The 23,297-nt window shown below is 61.4% G+C and carries 22 protein-coding genes; 14 read left to right on the forward strand and 8 right to left on the reverse strand.

The window, feature by feature from the left end:
- Positions 1-6 precede the first annotated feature (6 nt).
- Positions 7-366: a type II toxin-antitoxin system RelE/ParE family toxin gene (locus tag ACODS2_RS16920; RefSeq protein WP_220446033.1), complete on the forward strand. Its 360-nt coding sequence runs from the start codon at positions 7-9 to the stop codon at positions 364-366.
- Positions 363-662: a NadS family protein gene (gene nadS / locus ACODS2_RS16925; protein ID WP_246027511.1), complete on the forward strand. Its 300-nt coding sequence runs from the start codon at positions 363-365 to the stop codon at positions 660-662. The genes ACODS2_RS16920 and nadS overlap by 4 nt, the downstream gene beginning before the upstream one ends.
- A gap of 64 nt (positions 663-726) precedes the next feature.
- Here the strand turns inward: nadS and ACODS2_RS16930 are convergent, their stop codons facing one another.
- Entirely contained in the window at positions 727-1,287 is a 561-nt protein-coding gene (locus ACODS2_RS16930; protein ID WP_488999886.1) for a TetR/AcrR family transcriptional regulator, read from the reverse strand.
- Between the two features lie 96 nt (positions 1,288-1,383).
- Between ACODS2_RS16930 and ACODS2_RS16935 the strand changes: the two genes are divergently transcribed.
- From ACODS2_RS16935 to ACODS2_RS16945, 3 genes are read left to right on the forward strand one after another with little or no spacing between them, the layout of a single operon-like run.
- Positions 1,384-1,965, forward strand: coding sequence for a hypothetical protein (locus ACODS2_RS16935; RefSeq protein ID WP_127711563.1), 582 nt, complete (start codon positions 1,384-1,386; stop codon positions 1,963-1,965).
- 40 nt (positions 1,966-2,005) lie between these two features.
- Positions 2,006-2,872 (forward strand): nickel/cobalt efflux transporter, encoded by an 867-nt coding sequence (locus tag ACODS2_RS16940; protein WP_127711561.1) that lies wholly within the window; start codon positions 2,006-2,008, stop codon positions 2,870-2,872.
- Positions 2,873-2,880: 8 nt separating this feature from the next.
- A complete protein-coding gene (locus ACODS2_RS16945; RefSeq protein ID WP_127711559.1) occupies positions 2,881-3,147 on the forward strand; it encodes a metal-sensing transcriptional repressor in 267 nt (88 codons plus the stop codon).
- Positions 3,148-3,154: 7 nt separating this feature from the next.
- Here ACODS2_RS16945 and ACODS2_RS16950 read toward each other — a convergent pair whose 3' ends face one another.
- Positions 3,155-3,553 (reverse strand): histidine kinase, encoded by a 399-nt coding sequence (locus ACODS2_RS16950; RefSeq protein ID WP_488999887.1) that lies wholly within the window; start codon positions 3,551-3,553, stop codon positions 3,155-3,157.
- A 278-nt stretch (positions 3,554-3,831) separates the two neighbouring features.
- Here ACODS2_RS16950 and chrA point away from each other — a divergent pair, with 278 nt between their 5' ends.
- The 8 genes from chrA to mobF all read left to right on the forward strand — a co-directional run bounded on the left by chrA (position 3,832) and on the right by mobF (position 14,607).
- Positions 3,832-5,148 (forward strand): chromate efflux transporter, encoded by a 1,317-nt coding sequence (chrA, locus tag ACODS2_RS16955; protein WP_127711555.1) that lies wholly within the window; start codon positions 3,832-3,834, stop codon positions 5,146-5,148.
- Positions 5,149-5,160: 12 nt separating this feature from the next.
- Positions 5,161-5,877, forward strand: a complete 717-nt coding sequence (locus ACODS2_RS16960) for a superoxide dismutase (RefSeq protein WP_246027510.1) — start codon at positions 5,161-5,163, stop codon at positions 5,875-5,877.
- Positions 5,878-5,941: 64 nt separating this feature from the next.
- Complete coding sequence (locus ACODS2_RS16965) at positions 5,942-6,469, forward strand: hypothetical protein (protein ID WP_127711553.1); 528 nt, start codon at positions 5,942-5,944, stop codon at positions 6,467-6,469.
- Positions 6,469-7,461, forward strand: a complete 993-nt coding sequence (locus ACODS2_RS16970) for a YncE family protein (RefSeq protein WP_488999888.1) — start codon at positions 6,469-6,471, stop codon at positions 7,459-7,461. The genes ACODS2_RS16965 and ACODS2_RS16970 overlap by 1 nt, the downstream gene beginning before the upstream one ends.
- 15 nt (positions 7,462-7,476) lie before the next feature.
- A complete protein-coding gene (locus tag ACODS2_RS16975; RefSeq protein ID WP_127711551.1) occupies positions 7,477-8,304 on the forward strand; it encodes a chromate resistance protein ChrB domain-containing protein in 828 nt (275 codons plus the stop codon).
- A 572-nt stretch (positions 8,305-8,876) separates the two neighbouring features.
- The gene (locus ACODS2_RS16980; RefSeq protein WP_067748827.1) at positions 8,877-9,167 is read left to right on the forward strand and encodes a hypothetical protein; all 291 of its coding nucleotides are present in this window, start codon (positions 8,877-8,879) and stop codon (positions 9,165-9,167) included.
- Positions 9,157-11,595, forward strand: a complete 2,439-nt coding sequence (locus ACODS2_RS16985; RefSeq protein WP_488999889.1) for a type IV secretion system DNA-binding domain-containing protein — start codon at positions 9,157-9,159, stop codon at positions 11,593-11,595. Before ACODS2_RS16980 ends, ACODS2_RS16985 begins: the two co-directional genes overlap by 11 nt.
- 3 nt (positions 11,596-11,598) lie before the next feature.
- Entirely contained in the window at positions 11,599-14,607 is a 3,009-nt protein-coding gene (mobF, locus tag ACODS2_RS16990) for a MobF family relaxase (protein ID WP_488999890.1), read from the forward strand.
- Positions 14,608-14,711: 104 nt separating this feature from the next.
- On the opposite strand, the gene ACODS2_RS16995 is transcribed toward mobF, so the two are convergent.
- Positions 14,712-14,897 carry a hypothetical protein gene (locus ACODS2_RS16995; protein WP_488999891.1) on the reverse strand — a complete coding sequence of 62 codons (186 nt, stop codon included), beginning with the start codon at positions 14,895-14,897 and terminating at the stop codon, positions 14,712-14,714.
- 191 nt (positions 14,898-15,088) lie between these two features.
- Here ACODS2_RS16995 and ACODS2_RS17000 point away from each other — a divergent pair, with 191 nt between their 5' ends.
- Positions 15,089-15,436, forward strand: a complete 348-nt coding sequence (locus ACODS2_RS17000) for a hypothetical protein (protein WP_488999892.1) — start codon at positions 15,089-15,091, stop codon at positions 15,434-15,436.
- 12 nt (positions 15,437-15,448) lie between these two features.
- Here the strand turns inward: ACODS2_RS17000 and ACODS2_RS17005 are convergent, their stop codons facing one another.
- From ACODS2_RS17005 to trbC, 5 genes are read right to left on the reverse strand one after another with little or no spacing between them, the layout of a single operon-like run.
- Positions 15,449-18,229 carry a conjugal transfer protein TraG N-terminal domain-containing protein gene (locus tag ACODS2_RS17005; RefSeq protein WP_488999893.1) on the reverse strand — a complete coding sequence of 927 codons (2,781 nt, stop codon included), beginning with the start codon at positions 18,227-18,229 and terminating at the stop codon, positions 15,449-15,451.
- A 10-nt stretch (positions 18,230-18,239) separates the two neighbouring features.
- A complete protein-coding gene (locus ACODS2_RS17010) occupies positions 18,240-19,670 on the reverse strand; it encodes a conjugal transfer protein TraH (RefSeq protein ID WP_488999894.1) in 1,431 nt (476 codons plus the stop codon).
- Positions 19,670-20,569 (reverse strand): conjugal transfer protein TraF, encoded by a 900-nt coding sequence (locus ACODS2_RS17015; RefSeq protein ID WP_489000075.1) that lies wholly within the window; start codon positions 20,567-20,569, stop codon positions 19,670-19,672. Before ACODS2_RS17015 ends, ACODS2_RS17010 begins: the two co-directional genes overlap by 1 nt.
- A gap of 34 nt (positions 20,570-20,603) precedes the next feature.
- Positions 20,604-22,487 carry a conjugal transfer protein TraN gene (locus tag ACODS2_RS17020; RefSeq protein ID WP_488999895.1) on the reverse strand — a complete coding sequence of 628 codons (1,884 nt, stop codon included), beginning with the start codon at positions 22,485-22,487 and terminating at the stop codon, positions 20,604-20,606.
- Between the two features lie 41 nt (positions 22,488-22,528).
- Complete coding sequence (trbC, locus tag ACODS2_RS17025) at positions 22,529-23,287, reverse strand: type-F conjugative transfer system pilin assembly protein TrbC (RefSeq protein WP_488999896.1); 759 nt, start codon at positions 23,285-23,287, stop codon at positions 22,529-22,531.
- Positions 23,288-23,297 lie beyond the last annotated feature (10 nt).

The raw sequence follows: 23,297 nt of genomic DNA on the forward strand, positions 1-23,297 counted from the left end.
CCGCACATGAAGACTCGCCCCATCACCGTCGCCGAGACGCAAATCTTTGCGCGCTCGGCGGCCAAGATTTGGAGCGAGGCGGAACTGGCAGAGTTGGTCGATTACGTCGCTCACAATCCCGAAGCGGGCGACGTGATCCAAGGCACCGGCGGCGTGCGCAAGCTACGCTGGAGCAAGGCAGGAAGTGGCAAGCGCGGTGGCGCGCGGGTGATCTATTTCTACTATCACTCAGGCTGTCCGCTCTACCTGCTGCTGGCCTATGCGAAGGCGCAGGCCACCGACCTGACGCCGGACGAGAAGAAGGCGGTCGCCGGTTTTGCGGCGATTATCAAGACAGCGGCGGGCATCGCCGAAGGAGACGCATGATGAGCAGCTTTGGTGACGATCTGATCGCGGCCATTTCCGAGGCTGCGGAGCACGCTCAGGGCACGAGCCAGTTGGCGCGCACGCACACTATCGAAGTGCCGGACGTCCGCGCCATTCGCGAGGAACTGGGCATGTCGCAGCAGGCCTTTGCCAGCGCTTACCGGATTCCGTTGGCGACCCTAAAAGGTTGGGAGCAAGGGCGGAGGCAGCCAGATGCTACCGCCAGCGCGTATCTTTCTGTGATTGCGGGGCTGCCGGATGCTGCAAGGGATGTGTTGCGAATGGCAGCAAGCTAACTTTTTTCTGCTGACGGCCCACCTCCTGTGATTCTGCAATTTCAGTCAACGCCTCACGCTTTCATCATGAGTGCTCGCGCGGGTGAGACAAAGCCCGTGCTCCGCGCCTTAGCGATAGGGCAACGCTGGGCGGCGCAGCGCTGAAGCGGTGTCCCACCCAAGCCCTCAGCAACGCCATAGAACTGGCGGCGATCTGCTCGGCAAGCATGGTCAGGCCATCGGGGCTGATGTCGACGCACTGTAGTGACAACCTCTCACGCAGCGTATCGGCCAGCAGGGTTTGAAGCTTGTCCCCGGTGGGCCCGCCCAGCAGGCGCCGAGCTGTCGCTCGCTGCGTCCAGATATGGCTGACCCACTGTTCCAGCGCAGGCGAAACGCCTTGTTCCTGAGGCATGGCCGCAAGCGTTTCGACAAATGGCCGGAGGTTTTCGAGCAAGAGATCGTCCTTGCCGGCAAAGTGGTAATAGAAAGTCGAGCGCGCGACCTGAGCGGCCTGAATAATGCTGGCCACGCCGAAATCTCCATAGCGGCGGCTCAACACCAGTTCCGCAAAACCGCGAAGCAAGGCCGTTCGCGCATCGGCCCCAGTTGAGGAAGTGGCAGCAGGGTTGTCGGTGTCGCGCATTTCCCATGGTTCGGACATTCCAGCCAACTTGTCCATATCGAGCTGGCGCCCTCATCCCTATTGGCACACCCAGCCAAACCGGGGAGCCTTGCAACCATGCCAATAGCCCGCACTGCCAAGATTGCCGCCGTCACCCTCTTGGTAGGCGCAATCTCGCAAATACCTGCCAGCCTGCTGGGCGCGCTGAGCCAGCCTTGGGCCTTTGCCGGATGGCTGGTGCTGACCTTCGGCGCTTTGAGCCTGTGCGACGAACTTGGGGCCACCCGCCCGCTCAATCGAGCAGGCCTGATCGTGTTCGGCATCTGTTTTGTCGCCAGGACCGTGATGGTGGTAGTGCCAGATCCGGCAGTCATCGTGCGAGCGGAACTGACCTTCGCTTTGTCCAGCCTGCTGGCGCTACAGCTTTGGTCGGCAGCTTTGATGCATCGGCGTGATCGACCCAAGGTCATCGGGATACTGGGATCGCTGCTGTCAGCTTCAGGCCTGGCGGTGCTGGTCGCAGCGCACGTTCTTGCCGCAGGTGCCGGCTATCTGGGCTTTGCCGAGCTGTTCTCCGCTCTCCGGCATCCCGATCTCGAACCCCATCGCGCCATGGTGAGCCTGGCGACCATCACCGTGATCTGGAGCGGCATAACAGGCGTTGCGCTTTGGACCCGTGATCTCAAAGGTCTGCCCTGAGTACTTGCTATATCCCCCTAGGGGGGATACTGGATCGCCCATGACTGACCTTTCCTCGCTCATCGTTCAAGATGCCGCCAATGGCTGGCTGTTCATTCCCAGTGCCATCCTGCTGGGCGCGCTGCACGGGTTGGAGCCGGGTCATTCCAAGACCATGATGGCCGCCTTCATCATCGCGGTGAAAGGCACGGTCCGGCAGGCGGTCCTGCTGGGGCTGGCCGCCACGCTATCGCATACAATGGTGGTGTGGCTGGTTGCGATGGGCGGGATGTGGGCCTTTGGATCGTTCCGGGCTGAGGATACCGAACCCTATTTTCAATTGGCCTCGGGCGCAGTGATCATTGGCATGGCGTTGTGGATGCTGTGGCGCGCCCGCGCCGATCTGCGCGCGGCCCATAGCCATAATCACGATCATGGGCATCATCATGATCACCATCACGGGCACGGGCATCACGATCATCATCATGACCATCATCACCATGAGCCGAGCGATGAAGACGTTCACGAGTTGGAACTGGCGACTGGCGGCTATGTCAATGCCCATGAGGCAGCCCATGCTGAAGATATTCGGCGGCGCTTTGCCAATCGCGCGGTGAGCACCGGCCAGATCGTGATCTTCGGCCTCACCGGTGGATTGGTGCCATGTCCCGGCGCCATCACCGTGCTGATGCTGTGCCTGCAACTGCACCGTGTCGCCTTGGGAGCCGTGCTGGTGGCAGGATTTTCGGTCGGGCTGGCCATGACGATGGTGGCATCGGGCGTGCTGGCGGCCCTGTCCCTGCGCCATCTGGAAAAGCGCTGGAGCGGATTTGGCGAGGCAGTTCGCAAGGCTCCGCTGATCTCAGGCGGGGTGATCCTTGTTGTGGGTTGCATCGTCGCGCTTGACGGCGCGCGTCACCTGCTCTGAATGAGGCCATGAGCCACACCACCGACAAGGACCTGATCAACCGCCTGCGCCGGGCCAACGGGCACCTCGCCAAGATCGTCACGATGATCGAGGACGATCGCAGTGCCCTGGACGTGGCCCAGCAGTTGCAGGCGGTGATCGCCGCGCTCGACAAGGCCAAAACCCATCTGGTAGCGCACCATATCGAGCATCACCTCACCGAAACGCTCGGCGATCTTACACCCGAAGCGCGCGAGACGCTGGGGCGACTGACCGAGATCGCCAAATATCTATAGGCTTGGGTCAGCGAGGACGCCAACCCTGGCCCCATTCCCGCCCGTCGCCGTAGCCATGGGCGGCACGATCCATCCATTGGCCAATCCGGTCGTAGCGCCAGGCGATCTCGCGAACCGAGCGCATATCGCCTTCAGCACATTCGCGGCGCTGACGCCCCTCCAGTCCATCAATCGCGGCGTGCATACGGTCGGCTTGGTCGGGATCAATGTCCCCCTCGTCGACCTCCTGGCCAAGCTTCTCCTCGAGCATATGCGCGCGTTGGCCCGAACAGACGAAGTTCATCATGCGATCGGCGCCATCGTCATGCCAACGCATAGCATAAGGCGCCGGTGGTGGGGCGCCATTGCCCACATAGACACCCCAACTTTGCGCCTGTGCGCTTCCCGCCACCATCAGCGCGGTCACCACCCCAATTGCACCCACCCAATGCCGCATGTCGCATCTCCCGAACCGGCAAGTCACCGATACACCCCGGATAGCGACCGACGGGTTGTGCGATGCTGAATACAATTGTCGTCTTTGGTTCATCTTGACCGGCGCCAGAGCAAATCCATTGCCATCTAACCGAAGCTACGCTAGAAGCCCGTTTTACCGGGATAAAGCAACCTCCCGGCCAGGCGTCAGCCCAAGTGTTGCCTTCTCTTGCCTGCGCTTTTGCGGGCGGAAAGGTAATAGGCGCTTTGATGACGACTTCTCGTACCCATCCTGATTTTGCCGAGCTGGTGCGCGTGTCGGCGCGCATCGGCTGCCTCAGCTTTGGCGGGCCGGCGGGGCAAATCGCGCTGATGCATCGCGAATTGGTCGAGGAACGTGGCTGGGTCAGCGAGGAGCAATATCTTCACGCGCTCAACTTCTGCCACCTGCTGCCGGGGCCAGAAGCGCAGCAACTGGCGATCTGGATCGGCTGGAAGCTGCACGGCATTCGCGGCGGGCTGGCGGCGGGGCTGCTGTTTGTGATCCCCGGTGCCGCGGTGATTCTCGCGCTGTCGATGCTTTATGGCGCGGCGGCGCATTTGGTGTGGTTTGCCGCGCTGTTCCTCGGTATCAAGGCGGCGGTGCTGGCGATCGTGGTGCAGGCAGTGCTACGCTTGGCAGGTCGCGCGCTGGGCACGCGTTTTCGCAAAGCAGCAGCGGTAGTGTCCTTCATCGCGCTGTTTATGTTCAACGCGCCCTTCCCGCTAGTGGTGATCGGCGCAGGACTGGTTGGCTGGTTTGTCGCCCGTCAGCGCCCCGCTCTGCTGGGCCTCAAGGCCGAACCTGCCACCCCGCCCGACACCGCGCGCCCGTGGCGCCACAGCCTGTGGTCCGCACTGATCGGCGGGGCGGTTTGGGCAGCACCCATGGTTGCGGTGCTCGCCCTTTTGGGGCGCGGCCATGTGCTGTGGCGGATTGGCCTGTTCTTTTCCAAGCTGGCCGTGGTGACCTTCGGTGGGGCCTATGCGGTGCTGGCCTACATGGCGCAGCAGGCGGTCTCGACCCAACACTGGCTGAGCGCGGGCGAAATGGCCGATGGGCTGGGCCTTGCCGAGACCACCCCCGGCCCGCTGATCATGGTCACGCAATTTGTGGGCTATCTGGCCGCCTTCCGCGCGCCAGCACCTTTTACCCCGCTGGTAGCTGGCCTGTTGGGCGCGGCGCTCACCACCTGGGTGACCTTCGCACCCTGCTTCCTGTGGGTGTTTGCGCTGGCGCCATGGATTGAGCGGCTGGAACGCGCGGGCCTTTTGAAGGGCGCACTGGCGCTGGTCACCTCGGCGATTGTCGGGGTGATCGCCAATCTGTCGGCATGGTTCGCCCTGCAGGTGTTGTTCCATGATTTGCGCCCAACCTCGCTTGGCCCTGTCAGCCTCAACCTCCCGCAGCTCGCCAGCTTCGACTGGCGCGCCGGATTGATCGCTGCCGTATCGGCCTTCGCGATCATCGGCCGCAAATGGAATGTGATTCCCGTTCTCGCCTTGGCCGCCGCTGGCGGTTGGCTGCTCTCTCAACTGTCCGCATAGGAGTTTCTGACCATGACCGACATTTCCCGCCGCAACGCTCTTGGCGGCCTTGCCCTTGGCATGGCCGCAGCCGCAGTCCCCATGGAAGCCAGCGCCCAAAGCGCACCCTCGGTTACCGTTCCGGCCTTCGCTGGCGGCCATCAGCCCAAGCCGCTCGGCTTTGATGCGACCAAGCTCACCGGTCTCTCGGAAAAGCTGATCCGCTCGCATTGGGAAAACAATTACCAAGGCTCGGTCAAGGCCCTCAACATGGTCGAAGGGCGCCTGTCAGCAGCCATGGCGGACAAGGACCTGCCGCCAGTGATCTATGGCGATCTCAAACGCGAGGAATTGCACCGCACCGGTTCGGTTATCCTCCACGAGCTCTATTTCGAACAGTTCGGCGGCAATGGCGTCGCCTCGGGCGCAATCCGCGAGGCGCTGGCCAAAAGCCATGGCAGTTTCGAGGGCTGGGAGGCCGAATTCCGGCGCACCGCTATGGCGCTGGCGGGCGGTTCGGGCTGGTGCATTTTGGCGTGGAACCAATACACCAAGTCGCTGCACAATTACTGGGCATGGGATCACACCAATGGCCCCGTCACCGGCACGCCGCTGCTGGTGCTGGACATGTATGAGCACGCCTTTGCCATCGACTATGGCGCAGCAGCGGCCAAATATGTCGATGCCTTCATGCACAACATCGACTGGGCGGTGGTCGATGCCCGCTACCGGGCCGCCACCAAGGGATAACTCGAAAGGCGATATGGCCTGAGGACCTACAGGTCGTCAGGCCATGTCATGCTGGTCCAAACGCATGTTGATTTTCCTCAAACTCTTATGGGCGCTCGCCGTATTTTGGCACGTGCTGGCTTTCTGCCAGGGCGGCTATTGCGTGCTGCAAGCCTATGCATCGCTGTTTGATGGCTCTCGTGATCCCTTGCGCCAGCACCGCATCAAGGTTGCGGAATGGCATTTATGGGCATCCGGTTTGGCGATCATCGCACTCGGGATCTTGCTGGCTGGCGGATTGTGCTATTTCCAGAATCCAAAACTTTGGACCAAACTGGTCGTGGTCATCGTATGGCTTGCAACCAGCCTGATGCTGGGCAATCTGCGGCATATTTCAACCCTGTCTGGGCGGCGCAGCGCCCTCTTGCTGATCTGTTCGATCAGTGCGGCCTGCTGGCTCTACGGCGCTTTTCTGGGGGTTGCCAAATCGCTGGCCAATGGCGCCGTGCCATTTGGAGCTTTCATCTCCGGATTTGGCTTGACCATCCTTGGCTGTATCGCGGCGACGTTCTGGCTCGAACGGCGACACACCTGTTATGAAGGAGAGATCTGATGCGGCGATTGGCCCACATCGCATTACTCGCGACTATGGCGCTCAGTGGATGCGCTCAGGCGCAGTCTCCGACTGCTGGCACCTCTTTGACGCTGGAACGCGAAGTGCTATTGCCCGGTGTGAAAGGCCGCATCGATCATCTGACGCTCGATCCCGCGCATCATCGCCTGTTCGTCGCCGAGATCGCCAACGGCACGGTTGATGCCATCGACCTGGTGTCAGGTAAGATGCAAAGGATCTCCGGCCTCGCAGAACCGCAAGGGGTGGCCTATCTCCCCGCGCAAAACCAGTTGGTGGTCGCCAGCGGCGGCGATGGTACGGTGCGCTTCTACAATGCGGCCACCTTGGCACCGCTCGGCCAGATCAAGCTGGGCGATGATGCAGACAATGTAAGGGTGGACAAGCCCAGCGGGCAGATCGCCGTCGGCTATGGGTCAGGAGCGATTGCCCTGATCGATCCAGCCCGGCGTGAGGTCATCGGCCGCATAGACCTGCCCGCCCACCCCGAAGGCTTCCAGATCGATGATGGGTCAGCCCGACTTTACGTCAATCTGCCCAATGCCGGGACGGTGGCCGTCGCCGATCTGCACTCAGCCAAGGTCACGGCCCGCTGGGTTGCACCACATCGCTTGAATTTTCCAATGGCGCTGGGGGCCGAAGGCAAGCAGATCGCCATCGTTTCCCGCTTGCCCGCTCATGTCACATGGTTCGATGCAGCCAGTGGCGCGGTGCGACTGGACTTGCCGACCTGCGGCGATGCTGACGACATATTCCGCGATGCAAAGCGGCACCGGTGGTACGTCAGTTGCGGCTCTGGCAAGGTCGAAATCTTTGCCGAGCAGGGTTCTGCTATCACCGCGATGGGCACAGTCCAGACCGGGACGGGAGGGCGGACCTCGCTCTTTTCTCCCGAGCTGGATCGGTTGATTGTTGCCGTGCCCGCCGGCTGGACCGGTAGCGCCAAATTGCTCCTTCTCAAGCCCAACGAATAATCCGAAAGACCCGCCATGTCCGCGCTCAACGCCATCAGCCCCGCCAAACTCCTGCGCCTTGTGGGAACGCCGAAATGTCCGGTTTTGATCGACGTGCGGATGCCAGAGGAGGTTGAGGGTCGGTTGTTCCCGGCAGCGATCTTGCGTGACGGGATCTCGGTTTCATCTTGGGGGCCGGCCTATGCCGAGCGCGAAGTGGTTGTGATCTGCCGCAATGGTCAAGCAGCCAGCCCTGGCGTTGCGGCATGGCTGCGCCATCATGGCGTCGACGCGCAAATTCTGGAGGGCGGTGTGCTGGCGTGGCAGGCCGAAAAGCTTCCTATGATCGCGGTCGACGCCCTTCCTCCGCGTGATGGCGAGGGCCGCACAATATGGGTGACGCGCGCCCGGCCCAAGGTGGACCGCATCGCCTGCCCATGGCTGATCCGTCGCTTTGTCGATCCCGAGGCAGTATTCCTTTTTACCGCGCCGTCGGAAATTCAGGCAGTGTCGCTTGGCTTCAGCGCCACACCTTTCGATGTCGAAGGCGATGGCCTGCGCTGGACGCATCGCGGCGAGCTTTGCACCTTCGATACGATGGTAGAGGATTTTGGCCTTAGAGACCTTGATCCGCTTGCTCGGCTAGCCATCATTGTCCGCGGTGCCGACACAGATCGCGTGAAAATAGCCCCCGAGGCAGCAGGACTACTTGCAGTGTCGTTGGGCTTGTCGCGCATGTTCGACGATGACCACGCTCAGCTTGAGGCCGGGATGCTGGTCTATGACGCGCTTTACCGCTGGAGTCGCGATGCCTTTGAGGAAACCCATGACTGGGCATCGCATAAAGGCCGACGGAAGCTTTAGCGACAAGCCAATGATCACATTCAGAGTAGAAAACGGGCTGACCAATCTCCCTCTCCGCCATAACACCTGGTTGCTATTTGGTCCCCAAGCGAGAATAAATCCAGAACAAGGGGTTCCGTTTATCGCGACACATGACCCTTTGGAAGGTCAGTTTATTCCCGCAAGTCACCAGTTTTACAGAAAATTCTTCCATATCACCCGGCACGTGACAAGTGCCCAAAAAGTTCCTGATTGACAGCACACCGAACGCGGATGGCCGCAGAATCTCATAAGTGGCTTCCGACACAAACAATCAATATTATCTGATATTTAGATGGTGTTGCAACCTGCCGTGTCCTTGCAACGCCGATTGCAGCAGGGTGCAAATCTGCACTAGCCTAGCCAAATTGATGCAGTACACTGCAAATTGGCCCTAAGTTATTCTAAAATATTCCTATTTTTGATGCAGACTACTGCAACGCCGCGGCGTCTTTGTAATGACGATCACAGCGGGCCACGCTTGAATTTCCGCCACTTAGGCGGTAGCCTATAAAAGCGATAACCGAACCGGCCTCTGCATAGAAAGAAGCAGAATGGCCGACTATATCCCTATTGGCGTTAGCATGACGGCGCGTCAGGCTGAACGTCTTCAGGCCCTTGCGGAGAAGCAGGGCACGTCGATTTCCGAAACCACCCGCAATCTCATCAACATTGCCCTGCCGTTCGCGGAGCACGGTCATGGCATCGATTTTGTTCGCCTGATTACCATGATCGAGCTCAACACGCTTGTGCTCGACACGCTGCTTCAAAAGGCATCGCCCGAGGACGCTGACCGGCTGCTCGATCTCGCCATCGAATACACGAAAAAATACCATGGCGCGTGACGGCGACATCCGCTTCGACCGGCGCCCCGTAGCGGTCGAACATGAATCGGCGCGCGGCGAGATCGTCCGCAACGTCGGGGCATTCACCCGTGGTTCGCAGCTTATCCGCCTGCGCTACATGATGATGATGGAAGGGCTGCGCTGGCCGATCCTGGCAGCGGTCCTCAGCTTCAGTCTGCTGCTTGTCCTGCTGCTGGCCCTGCTTATGCGCGAGCATGAGGTTCAACTCGTCGAAATGCGGCTCTTCGCCGACTTTTGGAATCTGGTCGATCTCGATCCCGGCCACAGCGTGAACCTGACTTTGCCTGACGACAGCGTGGTGCCGATGACCATCGGCGACGTGCCCGACTATCCCGATGTCGCGCAGGCCTGGACCAAATTCATGCGCTGCATGATCGTGGCTTTGGCCGGTTCGCTGTTTTTCAGCGGCCCGCTGGCGACATGGTTCGTGCGTCTGTCGCAGAAGATTGGCGTCGACATCTTGAAGGAGCGCCACGAGCGCGGCGCCATGCTGGTCAGCGCCGCAGTGCTGGCGGGCGAGATCGATGCGCACAATGCCGCCGAATTTGCCGCCGAATTGGCCGAGCGATACCCCACCATGGCGGCCGATCGCGTGGCTCGCGCCACCATCGCCGAGCGCGTCGCGTTGGGGCTGCATGTGCCCTATGCCATGGCAGGGATCGCCTATCCCTGGCGGCTTGAGCAGACCCACGCCATGCTCATCGGCACCACAGGCGCGGGCAAAACGACGCAGCTTCGCAAACTGGTGACAGAGGCGCGGGAGCGCGGCCAACGCTGCGTGGTCTTTGACCTCACGGGTGCCTTTGTCGAAGCCTTTTACGAGGAAGGCCGCGACCATATTCTCAATCCCATGGACCAGCGCTGTCCGCCTTGGACCATCTTCAACGATTGCCAGAATTATGCAGATTACATCTCGGCCGCCGCCGCGCTGATCCCCAGCGATGGCGGCAATGCCGAGCCTTTCTGGGCCATGGCGGCGCGCACGCTCTTTGTCGAAATGTGCGTGAAACTCGCGGCCTCTGGCGAGACCACCAATGGCGCGATTGCCCATCACCTCATGTCGGCTGACCTCAAGGCCGTTCACGCCAAGCTCGCCAACACCATCGCGAGCCCGCTGACTGCCACTGAGGCCGCGCGCATGGCGGAATCCATCCGCGCCGTGTTCAACACCAATGCCCAGGCGATCCGATTCCTGCCTGATCCAGTGCCGGGCGAGCGGCCACCGTTCTCGATCCGGCGCTGGGTACAAGATGAGCCGGTTCCGGGCTCGATCCTGTTCATCACCTCGACCCATACCGATCTGACGCTCAACCGCGCGCTTCTCACCCTCTGGATGGATCTGGCGGTCAATGCGCTCATGGGCATGCCGCGCACCCGTGATCTGCGCATGTGGTATCTCTTCGACGAGGTTCACGCGCTCCACCGGATGCCAGCGATCGAGCATGGCTTGCAGACCGCCCGCGGCTTTGGCGGGGCCTTCGTGCTGGGGATGCACAGCTTTGACAAGCTCGCCGAAACCTATGGCGAGGAAGGCGCGATCAACCTTGCCTCTTTGGCTCGCACCAAGCTGATCCTCGCCACCGCTGACAAAAACACCGCCGAGGTTTGCTCAAACTTCATCGGCTTCCGCGAGGTGCGGGAGACCGATGAGGCCTATTCGATCGGCGCGAGCCGATCGCGTGATGCTGCCACGATTACGCCGCGCACCGAGGTCAAGCCGCTCGTCATCCCCGACGACATCATGAACCTGCCGTCCCTCCACGGCTATGTGAAGTTTCCCGAGGGCTTTCCGGCCGCACGCATCCGCCTTGTCTGGCGCGACTATCCCAAAATCGCCGAACCGTTCCTGCGCAAAACCGATATGCAATTGGCTGCCTACGCTCCTCCGGGCGAAGGCGATGAAGAAACTACGGGCGGTGATGGCGGGCCAGCGCCTGTCGTTGGGGCAGCCGAGCAGGCCATGACCGAGCCGGAGACCGAGATCAACGAGCCAGATGCACAAACCCAGCAACAGTCCCAAGACGTAACCGACCCGCGCGTGATGACGTCGGTTGAGGTTGAGGCGGACTCCCGTGCAGCAGGAACGGCCCCCGCCAAAGTCGAAGATGATGCCCCGGTCGCCAAAAGCCAAAGCAGCAATCTGCGCGAAAGCCTGGGCGGTTCTAGGGTGCCCGCTTCGCGAGAGACCTCAGGCAATTCCCGCGACGACAAAGGCAAAGAGGAACAAAATTCGTTGTCCCGCCCCAACGGGCCATCATCGCCCCAACGTCGCGAGCAGCAGATTACCATCGAGGAGCGGACCGGCCAGTCGTTCACCGATCCGGCCGAGAAGCATGGCCACCGTTCTGCCAGAGAGGATCATGAGCCATCGCCCGATCTTGGCGATGACATGGATATGGGGTTCTGACCCGTGCTGTCGGTTGCTTCGGTGCGTTCGGCGGGCGGCGCTGCCAACTATTTTGCCAAGGATGACTATTACGTTGGCGAGCACGCCAGCGAGGTTAGTGGCTGGGGCGGAAACGGCGCCGCCGAACTCGGCCTTTCCGGCGAGGTAGAGAAAAAGGTCTTCGAGGATCTCCTCAAAGGCCGTTTGCCCGATGGCGAGCAAGTCGGTGATCCCGAAAGGCGCCGAGCTGGCATCGACCTGACCTTCTCCATGCCAAAGTCTGCGAGCGTCCTTGCGTATGTCGCTGGCGACGAGCGCCTGATCGCCGCCCATATGCAGGCGGTTCGTCAGACCATGGGCTGGGTCGAGAAGACTTTCGCCGAGGGGCGGACTTACGGCGACAATCCCAAAGGCGATCCCATCCGCACCGGGCATCTGACTTATGCCCTGTTTCAGCACGACACGAGCCGCAAGCTCGACCCGCAGGCGCATATCCACGTGGTCATTGCCAATCTGACCAAGGTCGCGGGCAATTGGCAGGGCCTGTTCAACGATGAACTCTGGAAGAACAATTCCCTGATCGGCAGCGTCTATCACGCGTCCTTGCGAGCGATCGTCGAAGATCTCGGCTATCAGACCCGTCAAACCGGAAAGCACGGCCAGTTCGAGATCGAGGGCGTTCCTAGGCACGTTCTCACGGCTTTCAGCCAGCGGCGCGAGGACATCCTTGCCAAGGCCTCAGACCTTGGGCGCGATGGCCGAAATCCCGAACTCATGCGCGAGATCACCAAGCGCACCCGCGATGACAAGATCAATCTGGACGACCGCGATGGCCTTCGCGCGGAATGGGGGGAGCGGGCTGCGGCGTTGGGGTTTGATGGCAAAGCGGTGGTTGCCGATGCTGAAGTGCGGGCGGCGCAAGGAACACAGAAACATTCGACCTTTGATGCGGTCAGACAAATCGCTTCTGTCGCGACCCAATGGGCAGAACGATTGCGGGAGTGGCTCAAACCTGGAGACCCTCTGGTCACCAGCGGCTTGGCGAGATTGTCTTTGTCGGCAAACGAGATCGCCGCGGAAATGGCGGTGGCTTCGGCCATCCGTATCCTTGGCCAACGCGAAGCGGCCTTTCCGATCCATGAAATCTCCCGAACAGCCCTTGATCTGGGGATCAGCGGCGTAACCATTGAAGCCGTGGAAGCTCGAGTGCGAGCCTTGGCCGACAAGGGGCAGTTGCTTTATGGAACGTCGGGGCGCTCTGACGGCACCGTCACCCATGTCACGACGCCCGAGCTTTTGTTAGAGGAGCGCCGCCTGCTGGAAGGCATCGATGCAGGCCGAGGCGCTGTTGCTCCGGTGCTTTCAGCAGGAGATGCCGCCACTCGATTGGCCGGTCATTCCACCGATCGTCCATTGAGCGGCGAGCAGTTGGATGCGGGCATTCTCGCTCTGTCCAGCAATGACCGCGTCGTCGTGATCCAAGGCGTTGCGGGCGCGGGCAAGACCACCTTGATTTCGGCAATCGCAGATGCCGCCAGACATGAAGGCCGACAAGTGCTGGGATTGGCGCAAGCCAACACCATGGTCGAAATGCTGAAGACCGACGCCGGGATCGAGGCGCAAACAGTCTCCTCTTTCGTGAACCAGCATCTGAAAGCCGCACTTGCAGGGCAAGGTGAGGCGTTTGCCGCATCGACGGCAGCGCTCAAAGATACCATTCTGGTGCTCGACGAAGCATCTCTCGTCGCCAACAAGCCGATGAATGACCTTGTCACGATCGCCAACCGGCTCGGTATTGACCGCCTGGTGATGATTGGTGACCGCGCCCAATTGCAGCCAATCGATGCAGGAAAGGCTTTTTCGCTCATCCAGCAACACCGGCCGGCCATGGCCCATTTGGAAATCAGCCACCGGCAGCGCACAGAGCACATGAAGTCAGTCGCGGCCCTCACTCGCGCTGGTCATTTCAAGGATGCCTTTGAGGTCTTGGCCGAACGGGTGGTCACCGCTGGCCCCGATTTTCGTGAGGCAGCCGCCCGCAAATGGCTCGAGCTTTCGGCTGAGGATCGTGAACGCACAGCGCTCTATGCCTCGGGCCGCGCCACGCGCACCCAACTCAACGCGCTTGTGCAGGCAGGCCTGAAGGCCGAAGGCACTTTGCGCGGGGAAAGTCTTGCCCTTTCCCATCTGGAGGGCGTCCATCTCACGCGCGAGGAATTGCGCTTTGCCAGCAACTTCCGGGCCGGTCAGGTTTTGGAGGTGGTCAGTCGAGACAGTTCGACTGGACTTGATCGCGGCACCTATGATGTCGTCGGGGTCTCAGCCAAGGGGGTTGTCAGCCTTCGCAATGCCGGGGGCGATCGCGTGAAATTCCGCCCCGACCGTCTCGATCCCAACGACAAACGTGACCATTTGGCATTGTATGAACGCGAAACTTTGCGCCTCCACGAGGGAGATCGCATCCGCTGGACCGCAAATGACAAGGCGCGTGGCTTGTTCAATTCGGCAGCCGCAGATGTGGTCAGCATCACACGAGAAGGTGTGGAGGTGCGCACAAGTGAAGGTGTGAACATGTTGCTGCCCCATGGGGACCGGATGCTATCGCGCCTTGGCCTCGCTTATGCGATCAACATGCACCAGGCCCAGGGTATGACCACCGACCAGGGGATTGGGGTTATGCACTCGGCAGAGCGGCACCTTTCCAACCAGCGGCTGACCCATGTGATGGCAACCCGTGTGCGGGATGACCTCGCGATCTACACCAACGACCGTGATGCATTGCTGCGATCCATCGATGCCAATGCTGGGGACAAGGCGAGTGCCCTTGAACATGTTGGCCCCCAAGCGAAGCAGGCGCATAGCCCCTCTTCGGTACGGTCACCGAGGCCAACGGCGTCGATGCCTCCGACTGATCGTGACGAGGTCTATGTGTTTGATACCGAGAGCCTGCGGGAAGCGCGTGCAAAGCAAAATCTCGATCCCGCGCCGACGTTGACCCATGTCCCAGAGAAAAGCATCGAACTCGGCCTGTGACCCTCGTGGCATGACAATCAGATGTTGAACGTCGGGCGATTTGAACACCTTGGGCCTTCGGCCTCGACATCATCATGCCGTGCGGGCCACTATCCGCTCTATCGTCAGGTTTCGTCGATCAGCTTCTGAATTTTGCCGATAGGCGTATCGTCTATGGGCCGAACGGTCTCGCCGCAGGTTGGGCATTCTACCGTGCGCTCGAGACGCATAGTCTTGTAGGTGACGATCAGCTCGCCGCCGCAAACAGGGCATTCAGTATGAGCCCGGATATCGTCGAGTTCATGCGCCATAAGCGTCAAACATACACCATGCGTGCCACGACGCAAAAGGCTTACCCCCCTCTCCTTTGCAAGCATAGCGCTACTCTGACGCTGGGAGTGGTTGTCGGGGACTGAAAAGAGCCATCTCGACGCATAGTCTTGAACCGGCCAGATCCGTCATTTTGTTTGAGCTTTGTTCTCATTTGCGCTAAAAAAATCGCATGGATAGTTCGCATGAAATCGCCCAACTCAAGGCTCAGGTCGACCAACTGACGGCTGAGAACGCAGCCTTGCGCGAGGATGGCTTCCGAGGCTCGAAGGCCGAAGCGCTGATGGCGCTCGAGTATGACCGCATCCCGACTTTCATGAAGAGCCAGAAGGCCATTGCGTGGCAGCGGAAGATTGCCACGGCGGTGATGATTGTCGTGCCTTTGATCCTCGTTGCGGTTGCTGTGTTTGGGGGGCTGTATGCCTATCGGGACCATCAGCAGCGCCAAGAAATCGCGGAAAGGCTGGAGCGGGTTCATTCTTCCTTTCAGGCTGACCCAGCCTTTAAGACCCAGAAATAAAGCTCTGCCCCGTTAGGGTTTGAGATCATCGCGTATTTTAGCCCCGTCTGCATTCGCAACGGAAGCTCTCGTACCAAAATCTCGTTTGGCCGCAGCGTCATCCCGAGCCACCTCAGTCGCCCCCCTCTGAATTGCCGCCCTAGCTGCATCATCGCCCGGCGCATGTCGGCCCGTTCCCGATGCACCATCCGAGCCTTGCGGCTCACGCCTTGGCGTTGATCCTGCGCTGCGACTCCCCTGCGGCCGTGGCGGTGCCGACGGCATGGAAAACTCAGCCGGCCCCCGCACACTCCCCATCGTCGTACCGGGATCCTGCAAGCCTGCCTGAACCGGCGCCATGCCATCGGCCGCGTATTGCTCAAGGATCTTGCCGACGATCATGTTGCGGACTTCGCGCTGATGGGGGGATGGTGTGGTGTTGGTGAGTGATGGCGCGCCCAGATCGCGGAACTCGGGGCTTGCCGCCATTTCGGCGTAGCGCGAGGCAATGACCTGGCTCATGTCATCGGAGATCTGGTAGCCGTTGCTGCGCGAGATCGAGGCCATGCGTTCGAGGCGTGCGCCGACCTCGTCCGAGCGGGTCGCTTGCCGCTCAAGCGATTGGGCCTCGGAAAAGTCGCGCTCGATGGCGTGGCGCTTTTCCGAGAAGTTCTCGACCCGGTGGAAGGTGCCATCGCGCCAGTAGCCGCCATCGGTGAGCGTGATGTCCTGACCATTGGCATGATAGTGCGCGACATTGCTGCCCTGGCTTTGGCTCAGGCTGTCGCTGGTGCCATGGGCTTCCTGATCGCCGGTGGTCTTGGTCCACTTGTGGTCCCACGAACCGCCTGCCGATCCGCCCACATCGGCGCCCAGAACCTTGCCGCCGACACCCGCCTTGACGCCTGCATTGATCCCGAATGTGTTGGTTTCGGCGTGGCCCAGCGAGCGGCCGGAGGTCAGGTTTTCACCGATCGTGCGGTTCGAGCCGGTCTGCTGCTTGGAATCGGTGCCTTGGCGATCGAACTGGCTGGTGGTGTTGCCGCCCTGGCCGCCTGTCGCCGCTTCGCTACCGCTCGCACGGCGCGAGCCGGACGAGAGACTGTCGAGGGTGCGCATGCCATGGCTCCAGCGCTCGGCCGAGGTTTCGCGCATGGCGTTGGCGCGCGTGTGATATTGCGCGCCGCTCTGCTGGAGGTTGCCGGTGACGCTCTGCATTTCGCTGGCCGAGAAGCCGAAGCGACTGATCGCGCCACTCGTGTTGTAGACCGTGGAACCGTCAGGCATGGTCGAGGTGATGGTGCCATTGTCGCCGCGCATGTTGACCTGCGGGACGGAGCTGGCCGCCACATTCCAGGTGGGCGCGGTGTTGACCTGATGGCCGGTCACGTTCTGGAACTGGCTGTTGCCATAGGCATAGTTGCCTGTGGTCCGCTCGACCGCTGCGGCCTCGGCCGCGTGCATCGCAGGTGCCAGCATGGCGGTGGTGTTCGAGGCGATCGACATGGCGCCTTTGGCCATGCCGGCGGCCATCACCGGCACGAACATCAGCAGGTAGCCCGCCAGCGTTTCCATGTTCTGGTTGACGGAATCGATGCCCGCCATCGTCGCCATGGTCATGCCATTGGGGGCCAGCGCGGAAAGCTGGGCCGCTGAATATTGCGTGATGAACATGTGGAGCACCGCGTAGATCGGCCCCCATGATGCGAGATAGAAGAAGCCGGTCAGATAGCCCTTGAGCAGAGCCGGGCCCGTCTGAGGGAACAGGAAGAGTGGGAAGACCACCGGGAACATCGCGTAGAAGACGATGGTGAGGACAAGATTCAGCACCGGCACCCAGGTCATCGCCTGCCGCGCGGCCGAGATATAGCTGTTCTGCGCCTGCACATCGGCGTGCAGCGCGGCGAAGGTGTCGCCGCCACCCGATCCGAAATTGGCGCGCGCCTCCATGAAGGCATTCACCAAGGAGCGCTGCTGGAAAATGGTCTGGGCGCTCATCGAGGTGCCGCCATAATAGGCCTGCGCCATCGTCGGCAGGTCGTTCTTGAGCTGGGTCACTGCGCTGGCAGCCGGAAGATTGGGATAGAAGGATGGCGCAGCGGCATTAAGGCCAGCGGCGGTCAGAGCTGGAAAGGCCTGCACGATCGCCTGATAGGCGCTCTGGCAGCCGATGATCGAGGCGGTGCCGCCGCCAGCGGGGATCCAGGTCGTCGAGCGGGCCGGCGAGCCCGGTCCGATGGCGGAGAGCAGATCGGGCGAACTGGCCAGCGTCGACCAGCCATTTCCCTGACCCAGTAGGATGTCGTAGAAGGTGCATTGGGCCAGATAGCCCTCGATGTTAGCCTTCATGATCGGATCGGCAATCGTGAACTGGCTGGTGAGATCGTTGAGGCGCGTCGGGTAAATCATCCCGCCTGCGCTGTAGGTCAGCGCCGAAGGCATCGTGAAAACGCTCTCGGCCGTCTTGGTCAGCCAGTTGTTCACCTGGCTCGAGAAGCTGGCGACCATGGCAAGGCCGATCGGCACATTGGCGACCGCGCCATTGCCCACCGTCGGGTTGATCGTGTCGGAGACGACCACCGTGGTCGTGGGCACGATCATGCACATGTACATGGCGGTGGCCGAGAGGAACCAGTGGAACAGCACCCGCCAATTGAGCGAGAAAGCCATGACAAACAGGCTGTAGCCCAGGCCCATGACCATCACGACTTGCAGCAGCGAACGGAAACCGCCGCCACCTGTCCAGGCGGCGACGGCGTTGAGCACGTTGACGATATACTGACCGCCCCCGCTGGTGATGACATTGACGGTCATGCGGCTCTTCTCACTGAAGCGGATGCTGGCCGAGCGACCTCTCGAATTGGAGCGCGGCGGTCATCTGGGGGGACATGGTGTTGCGTAGCGTTGCCTCGATACGGATCGTGCGTTCGAGGATCTGCTCGGTGCGGGTCAGGCGCTCGGAATTGTGGACCACCTGCGCATCGAGCGTCTTGGTCACATCGCGAAGCTGGTCCTGCCACTGCTTGAGGGTCAGCGGATCGGCGTTCTGGAATGAGGACTGGCCGTCCGTGACAAGTCTGTAGAATTGTCCGACGATGGTCTCGAGCAGGTCGACCGAGGTGATTTCGGAAAGGCTGGAGATGTCAGCCGAGTTCATGCCGCCAAAGCTCGCCGCGGCATTCACCACCATGATCTTGTAAAGCGGGATCGTGGTGGCGCCGAGCAGGCCGATCTCCTCCGAGGTCAATTGCTGGTTACCCTGGATGCGACCGGCGATGTCGATCAGCAGGTTGTAGACGCGGGTCTTGAGCGCATTGCCGGTGCTGACCGACAGGCTGGTCTGCGTGGGGTTGAGGCACTTGTCGGTGGTGTCGCAGGCATAGACGCTGGCGCTGTTGCCGCCATCGAGCAGCGCGGTGATGAGCGCAGGATCGCCTTGGCCCAGAAACTTGAAGGTGGGGCCTTGGGTGTCGCTAGTGCCGGGCTGGTAAATCACCGTGCCGACAAGGCTCATCAGGTACTGTTTGAAGGCGGTGTCAAAGCTCGGATATTTCTGGCTCAGCATCGTCCAGGTGTAATTGTAGGGGCCAGCGGGAATCGTGCTGTCTGAATTGCCCTTGATGGTCGAGGATTGGCTGCCGCCGGTGCCGCAGCCCTGTTCGGATGAGGCCCAGTCAGAGAAGACGCCCTGGCTGTTGCCGATGATCTTGCAGAACTGGCTGTCGCGCGCGCCGACCATGCCGGCGAGCCCTGCTGCCACCTGTTGGCCTGCCTGGCAGGCATCGAGACTGTGCTGGGTGAACTGCTGGACCTTCTGCATCATCTTCTCGATCGAGGTGCCGATCTGCGAGGAGATGGCGTTGATCGCGAGGTCGAAGACAAAGGCCAGCGCGCCATTGGCCGCGGCCTTCATGGCGGCGACGATCTGGTCGGTGTTGATGAACGAGAAGCCGCCGGTGAAAATGTCGATGCCGCCGCAGCCAGCCTTGACGCTCGGCATCTGGAGCGAGCCCAACTGGTAGGTCGTTTGCGCCGGAAAGCGGACCCAGAGATTGCCGCCCGAGTAATAGCCGCCCTGCTGGCCATTGTAGGCGACAGGGCCAGTGGCATTGGCCGCCCCGCCGAGGTTGGAGAAGAAGGAATTGAGTTGGCCGTTCACGTCGGCCTCAGCCGTTTGGACGCAGAGCAGATTGCCCAGCGCCAGCACAGCGAGGAAGCGGGCCAGCCAATGGCGGATAACATGGGGCCAGCGCATCAGAAGTCGCTCCCCGGCTTGACGCTGGTCAGATAGAAGATGCGTTGCAGCACCTCATCCTCGGCCATGATGCCATAGCCGATGGGGATCGGCTTTTTGAGGTAAGTGTCGAAGAGCACAAGGGCCGGCACCTGGCCGCCTTCAAGGCCCATCTTCTCATACTGGCCCTGGTTGACGACATAGCGCGGAAAGGCGGGCGTCGGGCCGCCATCCATCGACACCGGCAGGACCGAGAGGTGGTACTTGTCCGAGAGCGAGCGGACGATGGGCGAGAAGACTTCGCAGGCCCCGCAGCTTGAGGAGTAGAAGAAGAACAGGCCGTAGCGTTCCGACAGCGAGGCGATGACGGCCTCACGATCGGTCTTGCGCTGGGCAAGCCATGCGGTCTTGCCCAGCGTGCTGACCGGCCGCTGAAGCGTATAGTCGAGGTCGGGGTGCTGCCAGATCGCGCGTTCCCACACATCGGCGAAAGTCGAGGCGCGGTCGAGCTGTTCGCGCTGATAGCGGACGTAGGCAATGATGTTGTCCGAGGACGGCTCGAGGATGGCCTTTGCCTTCAACTCCTCAAGCCACGCGCCGATCTTGTCGAGTTGCTGGCGGTAGCTGGGCGATGCGGCACTGGCCGAGGCGCTGGGGTCGGCAGGCTTGGGCTTGGGGCGCTCGCAATAGAACCAGGTGCCGAGTTTTCGCTCGCCGCAATAGAAGGGATCGCCGGTCACTGTGGACGTGTCCACATGTTCACCTGTGGCGCTGTCCACTTGTCCGCTCGTGGACGGGTCCACGTTCTCACGATTGGACATGTCCTCTTGTTCCAGCGCGGTGCTGGCCGGAGGGGCGTCCATGGCCATCAGCGGGCTGGCGGTGACGAGGCTTGCGCTGGTCAGCAAAGCGACCAGCATGGTGGCGATAGGGCGTGAGGCTTGGCGCATGGCGTCAGGATCCTTGACCATGGGTTTGATAGTAGGCCTGGACCTTCTGCTGGATCTGGGCCGAGGTCTGGAGCGAGGCGGGCAGCGACACGGCGCTGGTGAAGTCGGCAAAGACCTCTGAGAAATCCATCTTGGACAGGTCGAGCTTGGAGAACTGATCGACGGTGAAGCCCGTGCAGGTCGGCGATTGCGGGCTGCCAAAATCCAGCCCCAATTGTGCGCGGCCCTGTTCCTGGATCACGCGGGCGAGTTTGGACTGGTAGCAGCAGTAGCTCTTGCGCATCGTGGTGCAGACGAAGAGCGCCTTTTCCGAGCAATACTCACCGACATAGTGGCACAAGCCCATGCGGTCCTTCACGTCGAGCTGGATCTCCTCGCTCGAGCACATGAAAAGCACGAGGAACTGTGTGGCGAGGCCGAGCAGCATCGCTGGGTTGCCTGAGGCGAGCCCGATCGCGGCGGAGGCCGCCGCAGCGCCGGTCAGCAGGCCGGAGACCTTGCCCGCGCAGCAATTGACAAGACCGAAGAGCGGCTTGTGGCAGCCGGTGGCATCGCCGTCGAAGATCGTCAGCTTGTTGGCGTCGAACTGCTGGTTGGCATCCTTCATGGCGTTCATGGCCACGAGCGCATTAGCCAGATCAGGTGCCGGCGATGTCGGAAGCTGGGTGCAGCTCCCGTCGAGGCAATAGACATCGCCGCTGCAGGAATAGGCTTGGCTTGTCTGCGTTGCGGCAGGCGTCGTGCATTTATAGACCTCGCTCTTGACCTGACAGGAGCCCGTCTGTGGGCTGTCGAGGCAGACCTCATGGTCAAAGCTGCAAGTGCTCTTGGATGACAGCGTGGCGCAGTCATTGGCGCTTGAGAGCGTGCTGCACTGATAGGTTGCCTGCCACTGCCAGCAATCATGGGTGACCGCGACACCGTTGATGGTGCGGGTGGTGGGCGCTGCATCCACACAGGCCTGTGTGGGTTGCAGGCAGGTCTCGCCGGTTGGCAGGGCCTTCAGCTTGGCCTGACAGTCTGCATTATCGACGGTCGAGCCCTGATAGGTCTGGATCTGCCCGACATAGGCAGCACCGGGCACGCCCGGCGCCTGATCCTGAGGGGGCGGCTCAAAGCACAAGGTCGTGTGGTTGATGCAATAGGTCTTCGACGCGCTGGCCCCATAGTTGGTCTGCGCGCTGCAATTGTAGGTGGTGTCGGTTTCGGTGAAGATGACCGCGATCCCCGCGCCCGGAGGCCAGGTCGTTTGGGGTGTTTTCTTGGTCTGGCTGACCTGCGTGCAGGAAGACTGAGTCGCGAAACTGCCGCAATCGGAAACGTCGCCCCAGAAAAACGTCAGGTTGTTGTTGGGGTTGTAGATATCCCATTCCGAGTCGTGGCAGGTGTACTGGTAGGCGTTGGTGAACTGGTTGGCCCAACCAACGGTGCAGGTGAAATTGCTGTCGGCCTCGGCCGTGCCGATCTGGCAGGAATCGTAATAGGTGCTCGCTTTCCCGCTGCTCACAGGGATTGGCTGGCAATTGCCCTGCGAACTGCCCGCAATGCCGGTGTAGCTCGTCGGGCTGCTTTCGACCTGCTTGGCGCTCGTGAGGCCAAGCGTCGAGGTATCGACTGTCGGTCGGTTAGGATTGGTGACAATGGCATAGGGCTGCGAGGTCACCGCTGCGACCGCGCCATCGCCGGCGAGGCTGCTGGGGTTCGACAGATATTGGCCCTGCGGCAGATCGGCGCCGCCATAGCCCGGCACGGCATTGGGCGCGGATTGGCTCGTGACATTGCCAGTGACCTGGCCCTGCAACTGGCTGGCGATCGCGCTGGCCGTCGCCTTGGGGTCGATGGCCTGGGCGGAAAGCGGTGTGCTGGCCAACAGGGCTGCGGCAACCATTGCACCAGACGCCATTCCACGAAACAGGATCGAGCGCGCCCTCATGGAACGCGCTCCAGATTGGCCAGCGCTTGGCTAGCCACCGGCGCGCCGGGGCCGCGACCCTGCGCGATCGTCTCGAGCGCGAAATGCGTCGTCACATTACCGGCGATGCGGTCATAGGGTGTTGGCTTGCTGGCGCAATCCTCGTCTGAGCACAGATCAAAGCTGGACGACGCCGCCACATAAGTGGGAACCGCCTCGATGGCATAGGCCCGGAAAAGCCGGGGATCGATGCTCACATGGGCACCTGACGTATCGCCGATGGCATCATGCAGCGCGGCCATGAAGGGCTTGGGGCCACCGGGCGAGAAGCCTCGAAAAACCACCATGCCGCCCGCCTTGGAAACATCAGCGATCATGCGCTTGAGGGATTCAGGCGGCATTGACAGGCTGGCGAAGGCAATGAGCATCGGGGCGGATTGGGGCGATGGCGCCATGCTGCGGCCTGCGTCCGCGACCAGCGCATCGAGATCGACCGGATCGCCTGTCGGGCTGACCTTGGCCCGGGCGGCGGCCTCAGCTTTCACCTTGGCCTGCGAACCCTCGACCAGTGCGGCCATATCATCGGCCAGATCGGCGCTGGCCTCAGCCTGATGGCCAAGCACTTGCTCTACGAATTGGCCCAGATTGCGGGCATGAACCTGCGCAGCCTTGTTGATGGCATCGAGATCGAGACCATCAACCTGCGTTTGCGCCAGCACGGTGCCGACACCGCCGAGGGCGACCAGTACGCCCAGAAGCAGGAGAGATTTGCGCATCTTTGACCCT

Source organism: Novosphingobium sp. FG137, assembly GCF_057809735.1.